Source organism: Okeania sp. SIO2B9 (genome assembly GCF_010672505.1).
Classification (GTDB): domain Bacteria; phylum Cyanobacteriota; class Cyanobacteriia; order Cyanobacteriales; family Microcoleaceae; genus Okeania; species Okeania hirsuta.
Window position 1 is genome coordinate 1 of the sequence record NZ_JAAHGK010000677.1, and the last position, 4146, is coordinate 4146.

A 4146-nucleotide genomic window follows, 5' to 3' on the forward strand; every position below is an offset into this window, starting at 1 on the left:
ACTTAAGCCAACTGTGTAGGGGCACTTTGACTTGTCCCCAAAGAGTATATCTTTGGTCAGCTAAGAAGAAACGGAGCAACACGGATTTATCCTGTTGCGTAGTATCTGCTTAGAATCCCCGTGACTTAAGTCCGGGGAGTAGTCAAATAAAGATCGAACTCGAATAAATAACTGTAGGCTTTCAAGGCCCAAATAGAGTCAAATTGAAACGGGTCAATGATTCTTTGAGACTTAATAATTAGTCCTGTGTCAACACCTTGATCGATGTAATGGATGGTTACTCCCACAACTTCCCTAAATTTATTGACATCTTGGAGAATGGCAATATTCTCTACTGAATACATTCCACGACCATAGGGTAAAATGGCAGAATGACAATTGAACAGTTGGGATTGTGTCATTTCTATCCACCACGGTTTGAGGATTTGAGTTACGCAAACAAAAATTAAAGGTGCAGAATCTTTTGATGCTTCTATGAGCCATTCTTTTGCATAGACTCCATTCAAATTATCTCCAAGAAATATGGTTTGAGAATATCCAGTACTCGAGTACGGTGCTATACCATCACGTTCGATCATCGCCTGCTCAGTCGGCTCAATGTTAGGATATAAATCTGTCAAAGCTTGATAAATTTCATCTGTCAAATGTTTTTGACCAGAATACTGAGCGTGGAAAGCATTTCTAGCTTTAAGTAAACTTTCGGGTTGAACTTTTTCCTTGACGATCACTCCCTGGAAGTTTGGCAAATCTCCAAACGCTTCAATCCATTTTGATACCAAATAAGAGCAAAGAATATTCGTATCTACCAATAAGTAAAATTTTTTATGGTTCATGGATGCACCTTACTAACAACATATATTTGGGATTTAAGCTGAGTCTGAAAAAGCTGAATGACGGATATCTATAAATCTACACAAGAATATAATGGAATGCCTACAATAAATTCGCTCATAATCAAAATTCTATTTATAATACCATCTAATAATTATAGGCAAATAATAAACCTCTTGCAAAAGTTTTAATTAAATCAATTCAATAGATGAAATCAACAATTTAATCTCCCTATTCCCTATTCCCTATTCCCTGACTTATGCAAGAATTATAATATATAAATAAAAAGTGTTTTCGATAATATTTGTTGGTGTCTAAACCGGATTTAGTATAATATCTACCACCTAACACCTAGTAACCCAATATAATAATACCAACTTCATAAACTTAGGGGTAGTACAGTTTTTTTCACAAATAGTTTACTATAATTTTGTTGAACTGTATTATTACCGGATTGGTTTATAAATAAAAATGTGAAAATCTTTAGGATATAGGCAATATGAAAAGATTAGATATAATTAATATCATACTAATATATTGAAATAATTTTATCTTGCTTCAATATTTCAGTTATCAAGTAATAAATAAGATTCAGCAATGTTTTTTAACGATTATAGGAAAAGAGCAAAGATATTTTCATGCCTAAAAACACTACTCCCTACTCCCTACTCTTTACTCCCTACTCCCTGCTCCCTCCTGAAATTCAAATGACTTCAAAATACTCAGACAAACTAACCACAAAAATATCAATAATTTTTTCAGAAAAACATTCAAAGTATGACATTAAAACTCAAGCAAAACTGAATAACATTCAAGAACCAATTACTACCGCACCCCCAGAAGTAAAGCAAATTATTGGGCGAGTATTACAACTAGAAAAAGACCGACTTTATAAAAAAACACCCCGGATAAACGATGATATTCTCAAAATTATTAAAGAAGCGGTGCAATGAAATTAATTTCCATTATCCTGTGTAACTTTCGTCAGTTTTACGGAAAAACACCAGAAATAATTCTGGCATCAGGCCAGAAAAATACAACAATTATTCATGGCAATAATGGTGCAGGTAAAACAACCATAATGAACGCCTTTACTTGGGTACTTTATGAAAAATTTAGCGCCGCTTTTATAATAGAAACTCAACTGGTAAATAAACGAGCAATTACAGAAGCAAAACTTGGTAAAGCCATAGCTTGTTGGGTAGAAATTGTATTTGAACATGATAATAAATGGTATCAAGCCAAACGTTTATCTCGAGCTTATCGCAATGAAAAAAATGAAATTGAACATGGTAAAAGTGAATTATATATGCAGATAGCTGGAGATGACGGACGTTGGTCTCCACCTCCAGAACATCCTGATGATATTATTGGTAGAATTTTGCCAGAAAGTTTACATAGATATTTCTTTTTTGACGGAGAAAGAATTGAGTATATTGTTAGAGACGACCGGAAAAGTGAAATAGCAGAAGCGACGAAAGAATTATTAGGAATTGAAGTATTAAATCGTTCTGTTAGACATTTAGGGGAGGCAAAAAAATCCTTAGAAACTGATTTGAGATTAATTGGTAATCCTGAAACTAAAAAACTGCTGAAAGAAAAAAATCAAATTGAACAAGAAATTAACAAATTATCAAAACGCCAAACAGAGATAGAGAAAGAATTACAAGATCATCGAGAAGTTAAGAAAGAAATTAGTAGTCGTTTAGTGGAATTTAAAGGTGCAGAAGGATTACCCCAACAAAAAGACCAATTAAACATCCAGATAGTATCAATCAAAGAACAAATATTACAAGCTCATCAGGGATTAAAAAGAGTCATATCAACTCGTGGTTATATGGTTTTTTTGTCAGATGCCATAGAAAAATTCCGAGAACTTTTTGGTAATTTAAAAGAAAAAGGTGAGTTGCCCATAGGAATCAAAAGACAGTTTGTACAACAGTTATTAGAAAAACAACGTTGTATTTGTGGAGCAGAATTAACTATAGATTCTCTAGGGAGAAAATCAGTAGAAAAATGGATGGAAAAAGCCGAAATTGCTGATGTAGAAGAAACCGCAATTAGAATGAGTATACAGATAGATGAAATTGATAAACAAGTACTAGAGTTTTGGGATGAAGTCGATCGACAACAAGCTAATATCGAAAAATTGCGTCATCAACTTTCACGGGTTGAAAATGAGTTAGAGTCAGTTCAAAAAAAACTACGAAGTTATCCAGATGAAGATATTCAGCAGTTACAAAAACGGTTAGATGAAATAGAAATTAAGGTAGGAAACTTAAACCGAGAAACTGGGTCAAATGCTCTACAGCTAGAAACTTTAAATAAAGAAATTAAAATCTTAGATAAACAACTTGATAAACAACAAATGAATGAATTAAAACAAGTTTTAGCCCAAAGGCGAATTGCAGCTACTCAAGATGCTATCAATAGATTGATAGAAGTCCGAGCGCGTCTAGAAAAACAGTTTAGAGTTTCTTTAGAAAAACGAGTACAAGAGTTATTTTCAGAAATTTCTTTTACTCCCTATATTCCTAAATTGAATGAAAATTATGAATTAACTTTAGTAGAAAATACTGGTGGAGAAGATGCTTTAGTTGCCGCTTCTACAGGAGAAAATCAAATCCTCAGTTTGGCATTTATTGGTAGTATTATTGACGAAGTAAGAATCTGGAGTCAAAAAAATACTTTAATGGGACCCGATAGTAGCACTTTTCCCATAGTAATGGATTCTCCTTTTGGCAGTTTAGATGAAATTTATCGCAGACAAATTGCTAATATTATTCCTCAATTAGCAAATCAATTAGTTGTATTGGTAACTAAAACTCAATGGCGAGGTGAAGTAGCGGAAGAAATGGCTGATTATATTGGCAGAGAATATGTGCTTTCTTATAATTCTCCAAAATTAGATTGTGAAGAAGATGCTATTCAGTTAAGTGGAGAATCTTATCCTTTGGTAAAACGTAGTCCGAATGAGTTTGAATATACAGAAGTGCTTGAGGTAGATTATGATTAAACTCTAAATAGTAGAATATATAGTAGTCGAAGGAAAGGTTAGAACATATCAAAAGTTTAAAACTCAGACAACGCAAGATTTTTCCTTTTTCCTTCTTACTTCTTCCTTCTGCTATAACTATACAGTTTCACAGAAGTCATCCATCAATTGTCTAATTATGAGAAAAACTTTCCTCCGGAAATACTACGCAAACAACTAGGTAAGACATACTCAAGACATTCATCCTTTAAAATTCCATGAACACCTAAACTTTGATTGAAAATAATTTCAGATGATTATTTCACCTCATTAGATATGAC

General features: G+C 33.1%; 3 protein-coding genes. 2 read left to right on the top strand and 1 reads right to left on the bottom strand.

Going from position 1 to position 4146, the window contains the following annotated elements:
- Positions 1-125 precede the first annotated feature (125 nt).
- Positions 126-833, bottom strand: coding sequence for a formyltransferase family protein (locus F6K13_RS21415; protein WP_124145374.1), 708 nt, complete (start codon positions 831-833; stop codon positions 126-128).
- Between the two features lie 705 nt (positions 834-1538).
- Between F6K13_RS21415 and F6K13_RS21420 the strand changes: the two genes are divergently transcribed.
- Together F6K13_RS21420 and F6K13_RS21425 are read left to right on the top strand one after the other, a co-directional pair.
- The gene (locus F6K13_RS21420) at positions 1539-1784 is read left to right on the top strand and encodes a hypothetical protein (protein ID WP_124145373.1); all 246 of its coding nucleotides are present in this window, start codon (positions 1539-1541) and stop codon (positions 1782-1784) included.
- On the top strand, positions 1781-3847 hold the full coding sequence (locus tag F6K13_RS21425) for an AAA family ATPase (protein ID WP_124145372.1): 2067 nt from the start codon (positions 1781-1783) through the stop codon (positions 3845-3847). The genes F6K13_RS21420 and F6K13_RS21425 overlap by 4 nt, the downstream gene beginning before the upstream one ends.
- Positions 3848-4146 lie beyond the last annotated feature (299 nt).